General features: G+C 69.5%; 20 protein-coding genes. 11 read left to right on the forward strand and 9 right to left on the reverse strand.

Annotated features, from left to right (window positions below):
* Positions 1-27: 27 nt before the first annotated feature.
* On the reverse strand, positions 28-810 hold the full coding sequence (locus ORV05_RS15085) for an SDR family NAD(P)-dependent oxidoreductase (protein WP_268759124.1): 783 nt from the start codon (positions 808-810) through the stop codon (positions 28-30).
* Positions 811-987: 177 nt separating this feature from the next.
* Between ORV05_RS15085 and ORV05_RS15090 the strand changes: the two genes are divergently transcribed.
* Complete coding sequence (locus ORV05_RS15090; protein ID WP_268759125.1) at positions 988-1,329, forward strand: winged helix-turn-helix transcriptional regulator; 342 nt, start codon at positions 988-990, stop codon at positions 1,327-1,329.
* A gap of 103 nt (positions 1,330-1,432) precedes the next feature.
* On the opposite strand, the gene ORV05_RS15095 is transcribed toward ORV05_RS15090, so the two are convergent.
* Complete coding sequence (locus ORV05_RS15095; RefSeq protein ID WP_268759126.1) at positions 1,433-2,314, reverse strand: ArsR/SmtB family transcription factor; 882 nt, start codon at positions 2,312-2,314, stop codon at positions 1,433-1,435.
* A 152-nt stretch (positions 2,315-2,466) separates the two neighbouring features.
* Here ORV05_RS15095 and ORV05_RS15100 point away from each other — a divergent pair, with 152 nt between their 5' ends.
* On the forward strand, positions 2,467-2,838 hold the full coding sequence (locus ORV05_RS15100; RefSeq protein ID WP_268759127.1) for a YciI family protein: 372 nt from the start codon (positions 2,467-2,469) through the stop codon (positions 2,836-2,838).
* Positions 2,835-4,061 (forward strand): RNA polymerase sigma factor, encoded by a 1,227-nt coding sequence (locus tag ORV05_RS15105; protein ID WP_268759128.1) that lies wholly within the window; start codon positions 2,835-2,837, stop codon positions 4,059-4,061. Before ORV05_RS15100 ends, ORV05_RS15105 begins: the two co-directional genes overlap by 4 nt.
* A gap of 12 nt (positions 4,062-4,073) precedes the next feature.
* On the opposite strand, the gene ORV05_RS15110 is transcribed toward ORV05_RS15105, so the two are convergent.
* Both ORV05_RS15110 and ORV05_RS15115 read right to left on the reverse strand, forming a co-directional pair.
* Positions 4,074-5,342, reverse strand: coding sequence for an MFS transporter (locus tag ORV05_RS15110; protein ID WP_268759129.1), 1,269 nt, complete (start codon positions 5,340-5,342; stop codon positions 4,074-4,076).
* 197 nt (positions 5,343-5,539) lie between these two features.
* Entirely contained in the window at positions 5,540-6,922 is a 1,383-nt protein-coding gene (locus tag ORV05_RS15115) for a KamA family radical SAM protein (protein ID WP_268759130.1), read from the reverse strand.
* 98 nt (positions 6,923-7,020) lie between these two features.
* On the opposite strand from ORV05_RS15115, the gene ORV05_RS15120 reads away from it, so the two are divergent.
* The 3 genes from ORV05_RS15120 (at position 7,021) to ORV05_RS15130 (ending at position 11,085) form a co-directional block, all read left to right on the forward strand.
* Complete coding sequence (locus ORV05_RS15120) at positions 7,021-8,610, forward strand: amidohydrolase (RefSeq protein ID WP_268759131.1); 1,590 nt, start codon at positions 7,021-7,023, stop codon at positions 8,608-8,610.
* 65 nt (positions 8,611-8,675) lie between these two features.
* Positions 8,676-10,271, forward strand: coding sequence for an apolipoprotein N-acyltransferase (gene lnt / locus ORV05_RS15125; protein ID WP_268759780.1), 1,596 nt, complete (start codon positions 8,676-8,678; stop codon positions 10,269-10,271).
* A gap of 28 nt (positions 10,272-10,299) precedes the next feature.
* A complete protein-coding gene (locus ORV05_RS15130; RefSeq protein WP_268759132.1) occupies positions 10,300-11,085 on the forward strand; it encodes a polyprenol monophosphomannose synthase in 786 nt (261 codons plus the stop codon).
* A gap of 146 nt (positions 11,086-11,231) precedes the next feature.
* On the opposite strand, the gene ORV05_RS15135 is transcribed toward ORV05_RS15130, so the two are convergent.
* The gene (locus ORV05_RS15135) at positions 11,232-11,579 is read right to left on the reverse strand and encodes an RNA polymerase-binding protein RbpA (RefSeq protein ID WP_005151365.1); all 348 of its coding nucleotides are present in this window, start codon (positions 11,577-11,579) and stop codon (positions 11,232-11,234) included.
* Positions 11,580-11,830: 251 nt separating this feature from the next.
* Positions 11,831-12,589 carry a thymidine kinase gene (locus ORV05_RS15140; protein ID WP_268759133.1) on the reverse strand — a complete coding sequence of 253 codons (759 nt, stop codon included), beginning with the start codon at positions 12,587-12,589 and terminating at the stop codon, positions 11,831-11,833.
* 224 nt (positions 12,590-12,813) lie between these two features.
* Between ORV05_RS15140 and ORV05_RS15145 the strand changes: the two genes are divergently transcribed.
* A complete protein-coding gene (locus ORV05_RS15145) occupies positions 12,814-13,467 on the forward strand; it encodes a transglycosylase family protein (RefSeq protein WP_268759134.1) in 654 nt (217 codons plus the stop codon).
* Positions 13,468-13,479: 12 nt separating this feature from the next.
* Here ORV05_RS15145 and ORV05_RS15150 read toward each other — a convergent pair whose 3' ends face one another.
* On the reverse strand, positions 13,480-14,259 hold the full coding sequence (locus tag ORV05_RS15150) for a glycerophosphodiester phosphodiesterase family protein (protein WP_268759135.1): 780 nt from the start codon (positions 14,257-14,259) through the stop codon (positions 13,480-13,482).
* Positions 14,260-14,325: 66 nt separating this feature from the next.
* On the opposite strand from ORV05_RS15150, the gene ORV05_RS15155 reads away from it, so the two are divergent.
* The 4 genes from ORV05_RS15155 (at position 14,326) to ORV05_RS36485 (ending at position 16,512) form a co-directional block, all read left to right on the forward strand.
* A complete protein-coding gene (locus ORV05_RS15155) occupies positions 14,326-14,712 on the forward strand; it encodes a hypothetical protein (RefSeq protein ID WP_407652758.1) in 387 nt (128 codons plus the stop codon).
* 23 nt (positions 14,713-14,735) lie between these two features.
* Positions 14,736-15,035 carry a ribosomal protein L7/L12 gene (locus ORV05_RS15160; protein ID WP_268759136.1) on the forward strand — a complete coding sequence of 100 codons (300 nt, stop codon included), beginning with the start codon at positions 14,736-14,738 and terminating at the stop codon, positions 15,033-15,035.
* An 87-nt stretch (positions 15,036-15,122) separates the two neighbouring features.
* Complete coding sequence (locus ORV05_RS15165; RefSeq protein WP_268759137.1) at positions 15,123-15,752, forward strand: class I SAM-dependent methyltransferase; 630 nt, start codon at positions 15,123-15,125, stop codon at positions 15,750-15,752.
* A 262-nt stretch (positions 15,753-16,014) separates the two neighbouring features.
* The gene (locus ORV05_RS36485) at positions 16,015-16,512 is read left to right on the forward strand and encodes an EF-hand domain-containing protein (RefSeq protein WP_407652784.1); all 498 of its coding nucleotides are present in this window, start codon (positions 16,015-16,017) and stop codon (positions 16,510-16,512) included.
* Here the strand turns inward: ORV05_RS36485 and ORV05_RS15175 are convergent.
* Positions 16,415-17,008: a ClpP family protease gene (locus tag ORV05_RS15175; RefSeq protein ID WP_407652759.1), complete on the reverse strand. Its 594-nt coding sequence runs from the start codon at positions 17,006-17,008 to the stop codon at positions 16,415-16,417. The genes ORV05_RS36485 and ORV05_RS15175 overlap by 98 nt on opposite strands.
* Before the next feature lie 180 nt (positions 17,009-17,188).
* Positions 17,189-18,292 carry an ISAs1 family transposase gene (locus ORV05_RS15180; protein ID WP_268754146.1) on the reverse strand — a complete coding sequence of 368 codons (1,104 nt, stop codon included), beginning with the start codon at positions 18,290-18,292 and terminating at the stop codon, positions 17,189-17,191.
* Between the last annotated feature and the right edge of the window lie 230 nt (positions 18,293-18,522).

Raw genomic sequence — 18,522 nt, forward strand, 5'->3', positions numbered from 1 at the left:
TCCTCGACCCCGGAGCCCGTGTGAGGCTCACGATGCCGTGGGGAACTGGGACGGCAGGCCGTCCAGCAACTGGCTCAGCAGCGGGTATCCGCCGTCGACGCGGATCACCTGGCCGGTGACCGTGGCGAAGGCGCCGTCCACGAGCGCGGCGATCGGGCGAGCCAGGTCCTGCGGCCGCAGCATCGTGCCGGTCACCGATCGGTCTCCGAAGTAGCGCCGGATGCCTTCGGTGAACACCGCGGCGGTGGCATCGGTACCGACCGCGCCCGGGGCGACGGCGTTGACGGTGATGCCGTCCCGTGCGGCCTCGCCGGCGACCTGCTGGGTGAAGGCGTTCACGGCGGCCTTGGCCGTGGAGTGGGCGGCGCTGCCGATGATCATCTCGGCGGCGGTGGCGGAGACGTAGACGATCCGGCCGGACCGCCGTTGGCGCATGACCGGCAGCACCCGCCGGGTCAGGTGGTAGATGCCGGCCAGTTCACCGCTCACCTTGGCCGCGAACGCCTCCCACGGCACGTGCTCCAGCGGGCCGAAGGGCGGTGCCGCGGTGTGGGCGTTGCCCACCAGCACCTCGATCCGCCCGTGCTCGCCGACCACCCGGTCCACCAGCGCGGTGACCTGGGCCTCGTCAGTGATGTCGGCTTGGATCGCCTGCGCGGCGCCGATCTGTTCGACCACCGCTTCCGCGGATTCCGCGTCGCGTAGATAGTTGACGATCACGTGGTAGCCGAGCCGACCCAACTCGCGTGCGGTGGCGGCTCCGATTCCCCGGCCGGCCCCGCTGACAAGGGCCACCTGCTTGCTGTTCATCCGTTTCTCCTGACTCGTCGTAGGAAGACGCCGGAGACGTTAAAGTTTGGAGCTGGCAATTTGTAAGTACGTACCAAAAGGTAAGCCCTAGAGTGAGCGGTAGGCGAGCACGTGGATGAGAGCGACGCCCGGTGGATCAGTGACACGTTTCACAGCGACTGCCCGGGGCGGGAGGTGATGGAACATGTCACCGGACGGTGGGTGCCGCTGATCCTGGCCGCCCTCACGCCTGGACCGATGCGCTTCTTCGAGCTGCGCGAGCGCATCGAGGGCATCAGCGAGAAGATGCTCTCCGCCAAACTGCGGACCCTGGTCCGCGACGGGCTGGTAGCGCGCACCGTGGAGCCGACCGTCCCGCCCCAGGTCAGCTATGAGCTCACCGAGTTGGGCCTGGGCCTGTCCCGCCCGTTCGCCCAACTGGTCCGCTGGATTTCGGCGCACACCCCCGAAGTCATCGCGGCCCAGCAGCGCTATGACCACAGCGCGAATCCTGCGGGTCAGGAGACCGCGGCCCCGTAAGGCAGATCGCGACGATCCGGCAGTCAAGAGGAAAGCAGCGACGAAAACTTCGGTTGCCGGTTGGCCGGAGCGGTCGGGCGCTTCTTCACATCGGGAGCGGAACTCACGCCCGAACGGCGCTGGGACTGGTCGCGGCCCCTGGGAAGCTGCTGCCAGAGGCCCTACCCCGGGAGGGGCGCGGGTCGGCGGAGGCCATCTGGGCAGCACGCAGTTCGGCGTGCATTTCCCAGGGCGCGTTCGGCAGGACCCGTCCGGTCTCCAACAGTGATTTGAGGTTGGCGCACACGGCAGGCCACCCGGCCGAGACCGCCTCGAAGGCGTCTCCACCGGCCAGGTTCTCGTGGGTGACCGTGAGCCGGACGATCTCGTGGTAGGGCTCGATGTCGAAGGTCACCTTCGACGGACCCTCCGGCGACACCTCGTCAGGGGCGTCGAACGTCATGGCGAGCCGCCGGGGCGGCACCGCCTCCAGCACGGTGCCGACCACGTCAGCGATGCCCGAACCGTCGATTCGGCGATGTTCCCAACGGGAGCCGGGCCGCCAGTCGGAGACATTGCTGTGTCCCCAGAACCCGGCGGTTAACTCCGGGTCGGTCAGTGCTTCCCACACCCGCTCCGGCGAACTCCCGATGTAGGTGACGTACACATAACTCGGCCGGTCGTCCATGATCTCCTCCTCTGCCCGGTGCTTGACGGCGCTCAGCGCATGCAGCCGGGGGTGTTCGAACTTGTCGATCCAACGTTCGGTGATGGCCCAGAGCGGGACCGGATTGAGGTAGTGCAGCTTCTCCCGGCCCCGGCGCACAGTGGTGATGAGGTTCGCGGACTCCAGCACGCCCAGGTGCTGGGTGGCCGACTGCCGTGCCATCGCAAGCGGCTCGCACAGCTCCCCGAGAGTCTGGCCGTTGCGCTCACGGAGCCGGTCCAGTAACGCCCGCCGGGTCGGGTCGGCCAGCGCCTTGAACACCACATCGTCCTCGCCCACAGCCCCATCGTGCAGGTAATTGCCTGCACGATGCAAGCCGGGAAGAACAAGTCGGCAAGCAATCGGGGTGGAGGATGTCAAGACGACGGCGGCGGCTCCGACCAACCGGGTGGAGGGCCCAGCCGGGGCTCGCCAACCACGAGGAGTAGAACATGAAGTTCCTGATCGGGCTGCACATCAACCCGGCCGTGCTGGACGCGCTGACCGACGAGGAGAAGGCGGCGATCGGCAACGGCCACGCCGGGTTCATCGAGGCCCTGAAGGAGTCCGGCGAGCTGATCGCCACGCAGGCGCTGGCCGACCCGTCGCAGGCCGCCGTGGTGTCGGTGCGCAACGGCCAGCCGGTGGTGACCGACGGGCCTTTCCTGGAAGCCAAGGAGTATCTGGGCGGTTTCTACCTGATCGACTGCGAGAACAAGGAGCGGGCGATCGAGCTGGCGGCGCGGATCCCGGATGCCGCGATCGAGGGCCTGGGGGTCGAGGTGCGACAGGTGATGTTCGCCGACGGACACTGCGACGCATGACGACACCGGCCGTCGAGGACCTGCTGCGTGAGCTCACGCCGCAGGTCCTCGGCGCACTCGTACGCCGGTACGGCCACTTCGACGGGTGTGAGGACGCCGTGCAGGAGGCCGCTCTCGCCGCCACCCTGCAATGGGCTGACGGGGGAGTGCCGGACAACCCGCGCGCCTGGCTGAGCACTGTCGCGTCCCGGCGGCTGATCGACCGGATGCGCAGCGACCACGCGCGCCGTGAGCGGGAGTCGGCGACGGCCACCGAGATCGCGCCCGACGACGTGCCGGACACCGACGACACGCTCGTCCTGCTGTTCCTGTGTTGCCATCCGACGCTGACCGCGGCCTCCCAGACCGCACTGACCCTGCGCGCGGTCGGCGGCCTGACCACCGCCCAGATCGCCCGCGCGTTCCTGGTTCCGGAAGCCACGATGGCCGCCAGGATCAGCCGCGCCAAGCAGTGCATCAAGGCCGCGGGCAGCTCGTTCACCCTGCCGGACGGCGCGGAGCTCGAGGAGCGGTCACGGGTCGTCCTGCACGTGCTCTACCTGATCTTCAACGAGGGCTACACCGCCTCCTCGGGCAGCGAATTGCACCGCCCGGACCTCGCGTGCGAGGCGATCCGGCTGGCCAGGATGGTGCACGCGCAGCTGCCCGGGGACGGCGAGGTGACCGGGTTGCTCGCGTTGATGCTGCTGACCCACGCCCGCCGGGAGGCACGGACCACGGCGACTGGGGACCTGGTGCCGCTGGACGAACAGGACCGCACGAAATGGGACCGCGCGCTGATCGACGAGGGCATCGCGCTGGTCAAGGCGTCGCTGGCCGGCCCGGCGCTGGGGCCCTACCAGCTGCAGGCCGCGATCGCCGCCACGCACGCCGACGCGGCCACGGCCGGGGAGACCGACTGGGCGCAGGTGCATGCCCTTTACCTGATCCTGGAACGGATCGCGCCCAACCCGATGGTCACCCTCAACCGGGCGATCGCGCTCGCCGAGACCGTGGGCCCGCGGGCCGGACTGGCCTTGCTGTCCACATTGGACAAAGACAGGCGGATGGCCGGGCATCACCGGCTGCTGTCGGTACGGGCGCATCTGCTGGAGAAGACCGGCGACGAGGCCGGGGCGTACGAGCACTACCGGCGTGCGGCGAAGGCCACCGCGAGCATCGCCGAGCAACGCTACCTGGAATCCCGCGCCGGCCGGCTGAGGAGCGGGCCGCGCCGACCGTGATGTCGCTACCCGTCACGGCTCTGCGGCCGCGGGCAAGGGTTCGCCCTGAGCCAGGGTCCGGACGCCCCGGTTGGCCAGGGCGGCGGCGGTGACGATGACGACGAGTGCGGCGCCGAGGCACAACGTGACCGGAACACCCAGGGCGGCGGCCACGGTTCCGGCCATCGTTTCGCCGACCGGGACCGCGACCAGCGAACCGATCACGTCGTACGAGTACACCTTCGCCAGCCTGTCCTCCGGAACGTGGTGCTGAAGCGAGACGTCCCACGCGATGGCGAACTGTTCCATCGCGACACCCGTGACGAACATCGCGGCGATCAACAGGCCCGCCTCGCGGATCCCGGCCATCGCGCTCAACGGCAACGCCTCGACCACGGTGGCCGCGACACCGAAACACAGCGCACGCCGGGGCTGCCATCTCGACGCGAGCACACCACCGAGGAACGCCCCCAGCGTCTCCGCGGCGAGCACGAAACCCCAGGCTGTGCGGCCGAAGGAAACATCGGCGATGCCCGGCCCGAGGACCTGGACGCATCCCGTCACGACCGCGTTGACGACCATGAACTGCAGTACCACGACCCACAGCCAGGAACGGCTGGTGAACTCCCGCCAACCCTCCCGGAGGTCGGCCAGGGGACCGGCAGGCCGCGGACCGGATCCGGACGCACGGTTTCGCAGCCGCATGCGGTGATAGCACAGGGCGGCCAGCGCGAACGCGGCGCTCGCGGACGCGAGCGCCCAGCCAGGGCCCGCCAGCGCGGCGAGCAGCCCGCCGAGCGGCGCCCCGGCGACCATACCGGTGTTCGACCCCATCCTGGCCACCGCGTTCGCCTGCCGGAGCAGGCCGGACGGCACGGTCTGCGGAGTCAGTGCGAGAGCGGCGGGCAGCGAAGCGGCCGCCACCGCCCCGTTGACCACGTTCAACGCGACCAGCAACGGCACCGAGGCGAACCCGGAGAGCACGGACACCGCGATGGCGGCCTGGCTCACCGCGGCGGTCGCACCCGCGCCCTGCAGGATCACCGGCCGGGGCAGCCGGTCGGCGAGCACCCCACCGAACAACGTCAGCACCACCATCGCGGCGGAGCGGGCGCCGATCACGATGCCGAGATCGACCAGCGAACCGGTGAGATCGAGCACCGCGAACGCGAGTCCGACGGGCGCGACGGCGTTGCCCAGGTAGGTCGCCACGCGCCCGGCCGCCAGCCACCGGAATTCCCGATGGCGCAGGGGCGCCGCCAGGCCGGTTCGAGGGGGCGGCCGCCTGGTGTCCGCGCTCACCGCCGGGAATCCGCCGGGAACAGCGCGATCGTGGCGCTCATGGCCGCCCGATCACCCGCGGGCCGCGCGGCCGCTCATGGTCGTCGATCGTCACGGCGGCGAGTCTGTGGGGAAGTCGCTGCGGACGTCAAACGTGTTTCCGGGCATGGGTGCCTGGGCCCGGGACGGCCGTGTCCCGGGCCCAGGCGAGGAGAAGATCAGGAGGCGGTCTGTTCCCGCCACCAGCGCTTGCCCGCCTCGGGAAGAGTGGAGATCGGGTCGTAGTAGGGGTAGCGGCGGCTCAGCGCCTCGGGGTCGTCGTGCTCGATCCCGGTGCGGTAGTTCTTGGTCCAGTAGGAGATCCCGCGTTCACGGTCGTAGTCGGCGAGCTGGTGCACCCAGCGCTTGCCCACGTACGGCACGTCGCAGACGATGCGCGGCGTGGCGTAGCCGGGCAGGTAGCCCATGATCGCGTGCTGCAGCTCCTGCGCCTGGTGCACCGCCACCCGCCAGTGCTCGGCGTTCGGGATCATGTCGCACATGTAGAAGTAGTAGGGGAGGATGTTCGCCTCGCCCTGCAACGCGAAGCACAGGTCGAGCAGCGCTTCGGAGGTCGCGTTCACCCCCCGCATCAGCACCCCCTGGTTGCGCACGTCCCGCACGCCGACCGCGAGCGCGGTCCGTGCCGCCTCGGCGACCAGCGGGGTGACCGACTGGGCGTGGTTGACGTGGGTGTGGATGGCCAGGTTCACCCCCCGCCGCGCCGCGGTCACCGCCACCCGCTCCAGCCCCTCCACGACCTTCGGCTGCAGCCAGTGCTGGGGCAGCCCGGCCAGCGCCTTGGTCGCCAGGCGCACGTCCCGCACCGTTTCGATGGCGAGCAGGTTCATCAGGAACGACTCCAGCTGGTGCCATGGCACGTTGGCCACGTCCCCGCCGGAGACCACCACGTCCCGCACCCCGGGCGTGCGGCGCAGGTAGTCCAGCATGGCCTGCTGCCGGTCCACCGGCTTGAGCGCCAGCTTGTGCTTGGCGACCTGTTCGGTGGAGTTGCCCACCAGGTCCATCCGGGTGCAGTGCCCGCAGTACTGGGGGCAGGTCGACAGCAGTTCGGCGAGCACCTTGGTGGGGTAGCGGTGGGTCAGGCCCTCCACCACCCACATCTCGGCCTCGTGCAACGAATCCCGCGCCGAATGGGGGTGGCTCGCCCATTCCGGGTCCCGGTCGCTGCGCACGGGCAGCATGTAGCGGCGGATCGGGTCGGCGTAGAACGCCTCGGTCAAGTCGTCCGCCCCGTCGGGCACCATCGTGTTGAGCATCTGCGGCGGCAGCAGCATCGACATCGTCGCCATGTCCCGCTGGTCGGCGGCCAGGTCCTGGTAGAACCGCTCGCCGACCAGATCACCGAGCACCGCGCGCAGCTGGTCGATGTTGCGCAGGCAGTGCACCCGCTGCCACTGCGCGTCCCGCCACTGGCTTTCGGTCACCTCGCGCCACCCCGGAAAACGCCGCCAGTCCGGTTCCACGAGTTCCCGGCGGACGTACTGGTAGGGCTGGCCGAGCACCTCGGCCGGCGAGACAGCTTCCTGGATCGCAGTCATCTGTACTCCTAGGCGGCGGATCATCTTGAAAATCTCCCGTCGGACAGACCTTACGACGGAAATATTTCCGTCGCACGTCATCAGGCAGACTCGACACCGTGAACGAGACAACGCTTTTGGTCGGCGGCCGGATCCACACCCCGAACTCGCCCGACGCGACCGCGATGGCGGTCACCGGGGACACCGTGGTCTGGGTGGGCCAGGACGGCCCCGGCCGCGCCCTGCATCCCGACGCCCAGGTGGTCGACCTCGGCGGCGCCTTCGTCGCGCCCGCCTTCGTCGACGCCCACGTCCACGCCACCGCCACCGGCCTGCACCTGACCGGACTCGACCTCACCACCGTCCGCGACGCCGGGGAACTCCTCGCCGCGGTACGCCGGGCCGCCCGGCCGGGTGAAGTGCTGCTCGCCCACGGCTGGGACCAGAGCTCCTGGACCGACCCGCGCCTGCCCAGCCGGGCCGAACTCGACGAAGCCGCGGGCAGCAGCCCGGTCTACCTCAGCCGCGTCGACGTCCACTCCGCCCTGGTGTCCAGCGCCCTGATCGCACTGGCCCCCGAAACCCGCGACGCCGAAGGCTGGTCCCCGGACGGGCCGCTGACCACCGACGCCCACCACCGGGCCCGCGCAGCCGCGCAACGCGCCATCACCGCCCAACAGCGGCACGCCGCCCAGGACGCGTTCCTCCGCGAGGCCGCCCGCCGCGGCATCGTCAGCGTCCACGAATGCGCCGGGCCCGACATCTCCGGCGAAGACGACCTCACCGCCCTGCTCACCCTCGCCGCCGAGCCCGGACGCCCCGAGGTCGTCGCCTACTGGGGCGCCCGCGACGCCGTCGACTTCGCCCGGCGCCACGGGCTGCGCGGCCTCGCCGGAGACCTCTTCGTCGACGGCGCCCTCGGCTCCCACACCGCCGCCCTGCACAGCCCCTACACCGACCGCCCCGACAGCGCCGGCGTGCGCTACCTCGAGGCCGAAGCCATCGCCGAACACCTTCTCACCTGCACCGAAGCCGGACTGCAGGCCGGATTCCACGTCATCGGCGACGCCGGGGTCGCCGAGGTCGTCCGCGGGTTCGAACTCGCCGAGGTCCAGGTGGGCCAGCGCGCGCTGGCCGCCCGCACCCACCGCCTCGAACACCTCGAGATGGTCGACGCCGACCAGGCCGCCCGGCTCGCCCGCTGGGCCGTCGCCGCCTCCATGCAACCCCAGTTCGACGCCCTGTGGGGCGGCACGGACGGCATGTACGCCACCCGCCTCGGCGACCGCGCGCCCGCGCTGAACCCGTTCGCGACCCTCGCCGCGAACGGCATCGTGCTCGCCTTCGGCTCCGACAGCCCGGTCACCCCGCTCGACCCGTGGGCGAGCGTGCGCGCCGGCGTCCACCACCGCACGCCCAACGCGGGACTGTCCGCGCGCGCCGCCTTCAACGCCCACACCAGGGGAGGACACCGCGCCGCCGGCGTGAACGACGGCCTCACCGGCACCCTCGTGCCCGGAGCCCGCGCCCACTACGCCGTCTGGGACGCCGGTGAACTGGTCGTTTCCGCACCCGACACCCGCGTCCAGCGCTGGTCCACCGACCCCCGCTCCCAGGTTCCGGCGCTCCCGCGCCTCGACCCCGGCGCCCCCCTCCCGGTCTGCCTGCGCACCGTTCGAGCCGGACAAGTGATCCACGACGAGCTGTGACCGGCGTGGAGAACCCCGGCGAACGCAAGCCTCATCCGGCGCCGCCTAGGGTTACCGACGTGGCCGTGACCGCGCCGGACACCCCGGCGACCCAGACCGTGGACCAACCCCGCCGCCGCTGGCGGGCCCCGCTGCTGCGGCTGGCGCTGGCGGCCGCGTCCGGTTTCGTCTGCTACCTCAGCTTCGCTCCCCGCGACCTGTGGTGGCTGATGCCGATCGGGTTCGCCGGCTTCGGCCTGGTCCTGCACGGGCGCCGCCTGTGGGGCGGCCTCGGCTACGGCTTCGTGTTCGGCCTCGCGCTCTTCCTGCCCCTGCTCACCTGGCTGGAAGACTTCCTCGGCGCCCAGTTCGGGCCCTGGCCGTGGCTCGCGCTCTCCGCCGCACTCGCCGCCTACCTCGGGGTGGGCGGCGCCCTGTGCACCCTCGTCGCGCGGCTGCCCGGCGCGCCGGTCTGGATGGCGGCGGTGATCATCGCCACCGAGACGCCGCGCACCTGGTGGCCGCTCGGCGGGTTCCCGTGGGGGCGGGTCGCGTTCAGCCAGCCCAAGGGCGCCTTCCTCCCGCTCGCCTCGGTCGGCGGTGCCCCGCTGGTCGGCTTCGCCGTGGTCCTCACCGGGTTCGGCCTGGCCACACTGGTCCTCCGCCTCCGCCGCGACCGGTCCTGGCGCACCCTGCCGTCCCCGGCCGCCGCGGTGGTCCTGCCCGTCGCCGCCGGGCTCGCCCTCTGGCCCACCATCGGCACCGGAGCCGACAGTGGCAGCCTCACCGTCGCCACCGTGCAGGGCAATGCCCCCAACGTCGGGCTCGGCCTGCTCAACGAGGCCGGCACCCTGCGCGCCAACCACCTCCTGCAGAACCAGCAACTCGCCGAGGAGATCCGCAGCGGCGCCATCCCCAAACCCGACCTCGTCGTCTGGCCCGAAACCGCCACCCGTGTCCGCGGCACCGACCCCGTGATCGACAACGCCGTCGCCGAACTGGGCACACCCGCCCTCATCGGCGCCATCTACTGGCCGCCCGGCGGCGGCCGCATCCAGAACAGCGAGATCGTGTGGGACCCGCGTACCGGGGCGGGGGAGCGGTACTCCAAACAGGAGCTGGTGCCCTTCGCCGAATACGTGCCCGCCCGTGCCATCGCCAGCTGGGTCACTCCCTTCGTCGACGACACCAGTGACATGGCCCCCGGCACGAGCACCGCGGTCCTCGACATCGCGGGCACCCGCGTCGCGACCCCGATCTGCTACGAAATCGCCTACGACTACGTCTCCCGCGACGCGGTCGACGCCGGCGCGAAGCTGCTCGTACTGCCCACGAACAACGCCTGGTTCGGCAAGAGCGAGATGAGCTACCAGCAGCTGGCCATGGCCCGCCTGCGTGCCGTCGAGCACAGCCGCGCCGCGGTGGTGTCCTCCACCAGTGGGGTCAGCGCGTTCGTCGAGCCGGATGGCACGGTCACCCGATCGACCGAGGAATTCACCGCCGCCTCCCTGGTGGGGCGCGTTCCGCTCAGGGACACGACTACGCTGTCGGATCGACTCGGTGCGTCCGTCGAATACGGCCTGATCGGGATCGCGCTGGTGGCGGTGGCGATCGGCGTGGCACGGACCCGGCGCACCCGGCGCACACGCGCCGAAGACCGGCGAACGACCGTGGCGGGGTGAGCGACACCTCCGCCGAGGAAGGACAGGGATGGCGCAGGCGCCACGGGCTACCCAGCCGATCGACCCGGTGCTGGTGGTGATCCCGACCTACAACGAGCGGGACAACCTCGGGCCGATCCTGCGCAGACTCCACGCGAGCCTGCCCGCCGTGCACGCACTCGTCGTCGACGACGGCAGCCCCGACGGCACCGGCGAGCTCGCCGACCGGCTGGCCGCCGAAGACGACCGCATCCACGTGCTGCACCGCGCCGAGAAGGCGGGCCTCGGTGCCGCCTACGTCGCCGGTTTCCGCTGGGGCCTGGCCCGCGACTACCACACCATCGTCGAGATGGACGCCGATGGCTCCCACGCGCCGGAAGACCTGCCCCGCATCCTCGACGCGCTCGGCGACGCCGACCTCGTGCTCGGCTCCCGCTACGTCCCCGGAGGCAGCGTCGTCAACTGGCCCAAACGCCGCGAGATCCTCTCCCGCGGGGCGGGCCTGTACTCCCGCCTCTCCCTCGGCGTGAAGATCAGGGACATCACCGCCGGATTCCGCGCCTACCGGCGCGCCGTGCTGGAAAAGCTCCCGCTCGACGAGATCGCCTCGCACGGCTACTGCTTCCAGATCGACCTGGCCTGGCGCGCCCTGCGCGCCGGGTTCGAGGTGGTCGAGGTGCCCATCACCTTCACCGAACGCGAGATCGGCGTGTCCAAGATGAGCGGCTCGATCATCGTCGAGGCCATGTTGCGGGTCGGTCTGTGGGGCGCCCAGCACCGCTACACCCAGCTGCGCAAGCTCCTGCACCGGGGCTCTGCGAAGCCAAGGCCGTGAGGGGCCCCTCACAAAGTCCGGTCGGGCGTTGGCCGTGAAGAGGCCCTTCACCGCTCGCCCCGGGGCGGGGTGAGCGGCAGCGCACAGAAAGGCCCCCGCGAATACCGCGGGGGCCTTCTGCGTTGTTGCCGCAGTGGGTCAGTCAGCTACGCCGACCGCGTCGTACGCCGGCCCTTCAGCTCGGCGAGACGCTCGTTCAGCAGATCCTCGAGCTCAGGGATCGAACGCCGCTCAAGCAGCATGTCCCAGTGCGTGCGCGGGGGCTTGACCTTCTTCTGCTCGGGCTGCCCGCCATCGACGATCTCCGACTCACTGCCGTGCAGCCGACACTCCCACACCGAGGGAATCTCGGCGTCATCGGAGAACGGCACCTCGAACTCGTGGTTCTTCGGGCACGCGTAGCGCACGGTCCTTCGTGGGGCGAGATCGTGATTGCGGTCGGTCTCGTAGCTGACCGCTCCCAGCCGGCTTCCACGGAGTACACGGTCAGCCATGATGACGTCCTTTCGATCGGCTCTGCAGGTTTAGAGCCAGGGTGGTGCTCACCCTATGCAACGATGGACAGTGCCCGTCAAATTCCCCGGCGCACATGTCGTTGCTCACGATGAGCTGGATCACCCCTCGGCAACAGCTTCCACCACTGGGACAGGTTTCGCGCCGCTACGTGACGCGCTTTAGCCCTTCTTCTTGGGATTATCCCCCAGTCGGGCTATCGGCAGCCGCCATTCGCGAAACCGAACAACGTTCAAGTGAGCCGGAGCTGACCTCGCCTCAGCGTCGCCGGGCCAAGATCACCAAGCCGGAAATGGCGTCGGCACAATACCTGATAACGCAAAGTAGTGATATCGGGTTCCGCGAGTGATGAACTTGCATGTTCAACGATCGGCCCCGGCGCCGTGTCGGCCACGACCACGGTGTCGCCTTCGCGAAGAACCTCACCGTCGCGAACCCGGGCGTTGAACCGGCCCGGCGCGCCGCACCAGCACAGCACCTCCACCTGTACCGGCTGCAGTTCGTCGGCAAGCTCGAACAACCGCCGCGCCCCGGGGAACAACCGGCTCTGGAAATCGGTCGCGATGCCGAAGCAGTAGACGTCGATCCGCACCTCGTCGGCCAGCTCGGCCAGCTGCTCGACCTGGGCGGGAGACAGGAACTGCGCCTCGTCGACGATCAGGTAGTCCACGTGCCTGCCCGCCACCCACTGGCCGCGCAGGAGCTGCCGCAGATCGGTGTCCGCACCGATCTCGGTGGCCTCCCTGGTGATGCCGATCCGGCTGGTGATCTGCGGGGCTCCCGAGCGGTCGTGGCGCACCAGCAACATCCCGCGCCGGCCCTGCCGGGCGTGGTTGTGGTTGATCTGCAGGGCGAGCGTGGACTTCCCGCAGTCCATCGGCCCGTAGCAGAACCGCAGCATGCCCCGTACCGGGGCCCGGCGGCCGCCCGCCCCGGGGGCGGCGGACAAGGCGTCGGTCGGGTCGGGGCCGTCTTCGGGAACCAAGGTCACGACGGCTGACCCTATCTCCCTTGATCGGGTGAATTGAGTCGAGACCGGTTCCGGCCGATCACCAGTCAGGGGAGCGGCACGCCAGGGGAGTGTTCCAGCCCGCTGAACGGGCGTTTTGGAATCGGGGGCCGTGTCGCTCCCCGCTGTGACTGCTGTGGCAGCTGATGCTGCTGTGTTTCCTGTGACTGTTGTGGCTGATGATCTGCCTGCCTACGGTGCAGCGCATGATCGAAGTCCCGCACAGATCCGCGGCCCGGGCGGCCACGAGACTCCTGCTGCCGCTTGTCGTGGCACTGGTCACGACCCTGCTCGGCACCGGCACGGCGAGTGCGGATCCGGCACCCCGAACCTGGGCCAAGCTCCGCATGTGCGAGTCCAGCGACCGCTACTTCCTCGACACCGGCAACGGCTACTACGGCGCCTACCAGTTCGACCTGCCCACCTGGCGCAGCGTCGGCGGACAGGGGAAGCCCAACCTCGCCGACCGTCAGGAACAGGACTTCCGCGCCCTCTACCTGTACCAGATGCGCGGCTGGCAGCCCTGGGAGTGCGCCGGCATGCTGGGCCTGCGCGACGACGCCGACGCCCGCAGCAAACGGATCCCGGTCGCACCGTCGCCGGTCGCACCCACGCCGCCGGTCACCGCGCCCCCGCCCTGGCCCGGCGTCGTCTACGCCTACGGTGACTGCGCCCCGGCCCTGCGCACCTTCCAGTTGCGGATGAACGCCTTCGGTTACGGCTTCGACGGCACCGGCTGCTACTACGACAAGACCCGCCAGGCCGTGCTCGACCTCCAGCGCGCGAACGGCATCAACGACTCCGGCAGGCTCGGCCCCAAGACCTGGCACGCGGCCTGGGAAGGCACGGCACCACGGTGAACGGCACCCGTGTCACGCCTGCCAGGCGCCCCGTTCGATCAGTTCCGCCCGCAGCAGGTCCGGCCGGTCGGTGACGATCCCGTGCACGCCCAGGTCCAGCAGGCGGGCCATCTCGGCCCGCTCGTTGATCGTCCAGGTGTGCACCTCGACCCCGGCCCGCGCCGCCGTGCGCAGGAATGCCCGGTCCACCACGGTCAGCCCGCCCTGCCGCACCGGCACCTGAGCCATCGCACCCCGGCACAGGAAGCCCAGCCGCAGCCACGGCGCCCAGCCGTTGGCCCACAGCACCGCCGCCGACCTCGGCCCCATCGACGTCAGCAGCTTCGGCCCGGCCAGCTTCCGGAGCCTCGCCAGCCGCGCGTCGGAGAACGCGGCGGCCGCGACGCGCTCGTGGGCGCCGACACGCTCGATCACGCGCAGGAACGGCTCCACCGCGCGGTCGCTTTTGACGTCGATGTTGAACCGTGCCTCCGGAAGCTCTTCGAGCAGGTCTTCCAGGCGTGCGATCGGCTCCCGCCCGCGAACCTTCACCCGCCGCACCGCAGACCAGGTCTGCGCGGCGATCGGGCCGTACCCGTCGGTGGTGCGGTCCAGCCGGGCGTCGTGGTGCACCACGACCACTCCGTCCTTGGTCGCGTGCACATCGGTTTCCAGGTACCGGAAGCCCTCGCTCACCGCCCGGCGGAAGGACGACAGCGAGTTCTCCATGCCTTCGAGATCATCCAGATGCCATCCGCGGTGAACGAAGGCTCGGGGAAGGGCACTGTCCAGATACGGGTGGTTGCGCTGCACCACACCAGTGTGCGGCATCGGCGTGGCCCCGGCATGAGCGTTCGGTGTCCGGTTAGGGTCGTGGCCGTGACCGAAGGGACGGAGAGCTGTCAGGCAACGTCACGTGACGTGTTGGCGGGCATACCGCGGAACGTCGCACCCCGGCACTGCGGCTGGTGCGGCAGTCGATTGGAGCAGTCGTCCGCGAGAGGACGCAGACGGCGCTATTGCGGGCAGTCGTGCCGTCAGCGGGCCTACGAACGCCGGGCCGCGGTCCAGCGAAGCGGCCTGCCCGAGGATGCCGTCGTGTTGTCCGACACCGAACTCGCCGCGCTGCAGGACCGGCTGTTCCAGCTGCGCTGCGCCGCCGAAGACGTGGTCACCGCAGCCGACGACGGCGCCGGGTCCGACGAGTTGCGCCGGATGGCCCTCGAACTCGCGCTCACCGCCCGCGGTCTCGAACGGCTTCGGTGAACGGTTCACTAAGATCGCCGCCCATGGACTACGAGTACGCGATGTCGATGCTCGCGCTGGTCGCCGTCATGCTGCTGTTCTCCACCACGTCCGCCGGACGCAGGCAGCAGCGCGCCGAGCGGAAGCTGGACGAGCTGAACCGCAAGCTCGACACCGTAATGGCTCATCTCGGGGTCTCCCTGCCCGAACCGCAGTTCCCGGAGATCGAGGAACTTCTCCGGCAGGGCAAGAAGATCGAAGCGATCAAGGTGTACCGCGAACGCACCGGCGCGGACCTCAAGGAGGCGAAGGACGCGGTCGACCGCATGTCCGGCACCCACTGAACTCTCGATCTCCGGGAATTCGGTCTCAGTGAGTGGGCGTGGTGGTTATGATCAACTCGAATCGGACTCCGGCGGAGAGGCGAGACGGTGAAGACCACGCTGAGCAAGACCCTGGTCTTCGAGCCGGCAGGCCGCGCGGATCGCGAGACCGTCGCCGCATACGAGACTCACGCTGCCGCCTATGCACAGTCGTGGGAATCGCAACCCGCCGACGACGAGTTGCACGAACTACTCGAAGAGTTCCTGCTCCTGGGCACCGTGGCAGAAATCGGATGCGGATCCGGGCGCGACGCGGCATGGCTCGCTGCCCATGGCTGGCAGGTAACCGGTTACGACGCGTCATCCGCACTGATCGGGGAGGCTCGACGGCTTCACCCCGAAGTAACGTTCGAAAACGCCACACTCCCAGCACTTGACGGATTGCCGACATTCGACAACGTCTACTGCGAGACCGTGATCATGCACCTCGAACTCGCCGCGGCGATGGAGAGTGTCCGTCGACTCGGCGGGTTGATTCGCCCGGGTGGGCGCCTATACCTCAGCTGGCGTAATGACGGCAACTCGGACTGGCGAGATGAGCGGGGCCGGCTGTACACGAAGATCACGGTGGACCAGGTGCTGGGTGAACTCGAAGGCTTCGCTGTGCTGTACCGCTCCGAGACGACCAGCGCTTCGTCGGGCAAACGCGTCTGCCGGATCGTCGTTCAACGCCCGTAGCGGACCCGAAGAAGCTGTCTGACCAGGGAAAAGACTCCTGCCAGCCAGCGCCGATAATGTACATTATGTTAAGTAGTGGCACTGGGCCGCTGCCCCGCTCCGTACTCCTCCGCCGCTGCGATCACCGTTGCCACCGTCCTGGCGTCGGCAAGCCCCCGAAGTTCGGGACGTTGATCGAGAAACGCATTCCGTCGAAAGTCTGAACAGGGAGCAGTTCCGCGACGCGAACCGTGCGGCGAGCGTGGACAACAGCCGCTTCAATATGGTCGAAGGCGTTCCGCACGCCATCTTCGACATCGTGGACGGCGACGGGGACAACACCATCAGCAAGTCGGAGTTCAAGCAGTTGCTCGACGTGTGGGGTGTCAGTGCGCCGGACGCGATGGCCACGTTCATGCGGCTCGACACCGACGGCGACGGCGTCATCAGCCGCCACGAGTACATCCGCGCGATCAGGGAGTTCTTCTACTCTCCGGACACCTGGACTGCGCGGGCAGTGTGTTCTTCGGGCCCCTGTCTGCCTGACGCCCGGGTCACTGCCGGGACGGCGAAACTCCTGGCCGGCGTGCACCCAGCGTCCGGCCAGGAGCCATGGGTGGTGACTTCGAGCCAGCGGACCCCAGCGAAGTCCCGCCATCCGCCGTCCTGCTGGAAACGCACCGTCAGCGCATGTGGTCGGCTCCGGCGATGTGGTCCACGATCCCGTAGGCCAGCGCCTCCTCGGCGTCGAACCAGCGGTCGCGGTCGGCGTCGGCGGTGATGCGTTCCACCGACTGGCCGGTCTGGCGCGCGGTAAGTTCCGCGATGCGTCGCTTCATCTTCCCGAACACCTCGGCCTGGATCGCGATGTCGCTCGCCGCCCCCGAGATCCCCGCCGAGGGCTGGTGCATCACCACCCGCGCGTTGGGCAGCAGGTAGCGCTTGCCCGGCGTGCCCGACGACAGCAGGAACTGCCCCATCGACGCCACGAACCCCAGCCCCCACGTGGCCACGTCCGGCTTGATCAGCTGCATCGTGTCGTAGATCGCCATACCCGCCGTCACCGATCCCCCGGGCGAGTTGATGTAGAAGGTGATGTCGCGCTCGGCGTCGTCGGCCGCCAGCAACAGCAGTTGTGCGGTGATGCGGTTCGCCACCTCGTCGTTCACCTCGGAGCCCAGGAACACGATCCGGTCCCGCAACAGCTGCTCGTACACCGATTCGCTCGCCTGCGGCCCGCCCGTGTGGAGCTGCGGAACCACCGTCATCACCGTCATCGTCGCCTCCTGGCTGTCTCGTGATCTTGACAGCACCGAACATAGGGGCCACGCCGCCCGTGCGGGGGCCCGTTCGCTCACGGCGTGCGTCGGTTCGCTCCCGGCGATCAACGGCTCGGTGAGGATACCCGTGAGGGGTCCCCTCACGGCCGTATCGGCCAGGGTTCCGGCAAAGTCGTGTTAGGGGAGGTGGAGGAGGGTGAGTGGTCGGTTGTGGTTGCGGGCGGTGTGGCGTAGTGCGGCGGCGATGTTGGTGGCGCCGTTGAGGCGGTGTGTGCTGATGGCGAGGTTGCGCAGGCTGGCCATGACGCGGGGTGCGGTGCCGGTGCGGATGCGGGAGGTGTCTTCGCCGTAGGTGACGTCGCGGACCCAGTGCAGTCTGTTTTCGATGCCCCAGTGATCGCGGATGTGGGTGGCTAGTTGGGTTGGTGTGTCGGTCAGGCTGGTGATGCCCAGGACTGTTTCGGTGTGGGTGCGGCCGTTGGTGTGGGTGGTGTGGCGGTGTAGGCGCCAGACTTGGCGGGCGTGGGGGAAGCGGATGCCTTCTGGGGTGGGTAGGACCTGGATGGTGCGGCGTTCGTGGCGGCCGTGCCCGGTGCAGGTGTCTGTGTGTGCGGGGGTGGTGGTCCAGGGCAGGGGGATGAGTTTGTCCAGCAGGTAGCGGCGGTTGCCTTTGACGGGGAAGAGGTAGTCGGCGCCGCGTTCGGTGAGGTAGCGGGCGTGGTGGGCGGTGGTGTGCAGGGCGTCGGCGGTGATGATGGCGCCTGTGAGGTCGATGCGGTCCAGTAGTGGGGCGAACCAGGCGACTTCGCTGTCTTTGCCGGGTAGCTGGGCTTGGGCCAGCACGGTGCCGCTGTCGCGGTCGAAGGCGGCCAGAAGATGCACCGGGCGGCCGTCATGGCGGCGGCCGCCGCGCACGGTTTTGCCGTCCACCGCGATCGCGGGGCGCTTGTTCTGGGGCTGGGGTTGCTGGGCCAGGCGTTCCTGCAGCCAGGCGCCGATCGCGGCGTCCACTGCCTCGCCGTCGACTTGTTGCAGGGTGCGCCGCAGGGTGGCCTCGTCCGGTGCCACCAGTCGGTTGGCTTTGCGGTCGTGGCGGGCTCCCAGCCGCGCCAGGTCCGCTTGCGCGGCGTCGGCGGCCCATTCGCCGATCGCGGTAAAGGAACGGCATCCCGCGCACACTGCCGCTGCGGCGATCAGCAGGATCGAGCGCAGCGTATGGCGCACACCGCGGGGTTTGCGCGGGTCCGGCACCACATCCAGGTGATCAGCCAGATCCCACACCTGCACAGGCTCTGGAACAGACCCGTCAGGGGTCAGACGATCAAAACCAGCAACGGTGGGGCATGATGCAACGGCAGGCACGGCTCTCTCGCATGATCAAGGGTCTTCGACAAACCACATGATCAACTAGAGACCGTGCCTGCCCTGCAACCAGGCCCAACACGACTTTGCCGGGACCCTGGCCGTATCGGCTGTGAAGGGACCCCTCACGGTCGCGTTGGGAGTTCGGC

Source organism: Amycolatopsis cynarae (genome assembly GCF_026802195.1).
Lineage (GTDB): Bacteria > Actinomycetota > Actinomycetes > Mycobacteriales > Pseudonocardiaceae > Amycolatopsis_E > Amycolatopsis_E rhizosphaerae.

Excerpts from the sequence above, each read along its gene's own strand:
- ORV05_RS15085 (WP_268759124.1), bottom strand. The coding sequence starts at position 810 with ATGAACAGCAAGCAGGTGGCCCTTGTCAGCGGGGCCGGCCGGGGAATC.
- ORV05_RS15090 (WP_268759125.1), top strand. The coding sequence starts at position 988 with ATGGAACATGTCACCGGACGGTGGGTGCCGCTGATCCTGGCCGCCCTC.
- ORV05_RS15100 (WP_268759127.1), top strand. The coding sequence starts at position 2,467 with ATGAAGTTCCTGATCGGGCTGCACATCAACCCGGCCGTGCTGGACGCG.
- ORV05_RS15105 (WP_268759128.1), top strand. The coding sequence starts at position 2,835 with ATGACGACACCGGCCGTCGAGGACCTGCTGCGTGAGCTCACGCCGCAG.
- ORV05_RS15115 (WP_268759130.1), bottom strand. The coding sequence starts at position 6,922 with ATGACTGCGATCCAGGAAGCTGTCTCGCCGGCCGAGGTGCTCGGCCAG.
- ORV05_RS15130 (WP_268759132.1), top strand. The coding sequence starts at position 10,300 with ATGGCGCAGGCGCCACGGGCTACCCAGCCGATCGACCCGGTGCTGGTG.
- ORV05_RS15135 (WP_005151365.1), bottom strand. The coding sequence starts at position 11,579 with ATGGCTGACCGTGTACTCCGTGGAAGCCGGCTGGGAGCGGTCAGCTAC.
- ORV05_RS15145 (WP_268759134.1), top strand. The coding sequence starts at position 12,814 with ATGATCGAAGTCCCGCACAGATCCGCGGCCCGGGCGGCCACGAGACTC.
- ORV05_RS15160 (WP_268759136.1), top strand. The coding sequence starts at position 14,736 with ATGGACTACGAGTACGCGATGTCGATGCTCGCGCTGGTCGCCGTCATG.
- ORV05_RS36485 (WP_407652784.1), top strand. The coding sequence starts at position 16,015 with ATGGTCGAAGGCGTTCCGCACGCCATCTTCGACATCGTGGACGGCGAC.
- ORV05_RS15175 (WP_407652759.1), bottom strand. The coding sequence starts at position 17,008 with ATGACGGTGATGACGGTGGTTCCGCAGCTCCACACGGGCGGGCCGCAG.